The organism is Streptomyces sp. NPDC007164 (genome assembly GCF_040634135.1).
Lineage (GTDB): Bacteria > Actinomycetota > Actinomycetes > Streptomycetales > Streptomycetaceae > Streptomyces > Streptomyces sanglieri.
In genome coordinates, this window is sequence record NZ_JBEYFB010000154.1 from 1 (window position 1) to 1,017 (window position 1,017).

At 63.6% G+C, this 1,017-nt stretch carries 1 protein-coding gene; it reads right to left on the reverse strand.

Going from position 1 to position 1,017, the window contains the following annotated elements; translation table 11 throughout:
* Positions 1–130: 130 nt before the first annotated feature.
* A partial coding sequence (locus ABZ622_RS42120; RefSeq protein WP_360552640.1) for an IS630 family transposase occupies positions 131–1,017 on the reverse strand: 887 nt, incomplete at its 5' end.

Below are 1,017 nucleotides of genomic sequence, written 5' to 3' on the forward strand. Positions count from 1 at the left end.
GCCTGGAACACCGACCCGAAGCCGTACGTCTGGACGAAGACCTCCGACGAGATCCTCGAACGCCTCGCCTCATATCTGAACAGAATCCCTGACTCGGAACACTAGTGTGATGCGCCAGAAATTCTGGTGGTTAGTTTGACCCTGTTCTCTGGCTGTCGGTTCCGACTTTGGCGAGGTAGTCGGCGAGGGAGTTGAGGATCTCGTCGGCGGTCTTGGTCCAGATGAAGGCCCGTGGGTTCTCGTTCCAGGTGTCGATCCACGCGGCGATGTCGTCCTCCAGGGCCTTGACGGACTTGTGGACGCCGCGGCGGATGAGCTTGTCGGTCAGCAGGCCGAACCACCGTTCGACCTGGTTCATCCAGGAGGCGCCGGTCGGGGTGAAGTGGATATGGAAGCGCGGGTGCTTGCCCAGCCACGTCTTGATCTCGGCGGTGTTGTGGGTGGCGTAGTTGTCACAGACGAGGTGAACGTCGAGCCCGGCGGGTACCGCCTTGTCGATCCGGACCAGGAACTTCTTGAACTCGATCGCACGGTGGCGGCGGTGGAGCTGGGATATGACGGTTCCGTCGGTGATGTTGAAGGCGGCGAACAGGCTGGTGATGCCGTGCCGGTAGTAGTCGTGGGTCCGGCGTTCGGGCATACCCGGCATCGTCGGCAGGACCGGCTGCGAGCGGTCCAGTGCCTGGATCTGGGACTTCTCGTCCACGCAGAGCACGACCGCCTTCTCGGGCGGGTGGTGATAGAGGCCGATGACGTCGACGACCTTGGCGACGAACTGCGGGTCGGTGGACAGTTTGAAGGAGTCCTGCAGGTGGGGCTTGAGGTCGAACTTCTTCCAGATCCGGCCGGTGGTCGACTTCGACAGGCCGGTGCGCTGGGCCATCGAGGCCCGTGACCAGTGCGTGTCCCTGCCTGCGGTCGACTCCAGGGTGGCGATGATGACCTCCTCAACCCGGTCGAGAAGGATCGAGGGCGGCCGGCCGGAGCGGGGTTCGTCCTGCAGGCCGTCGAGTCGGT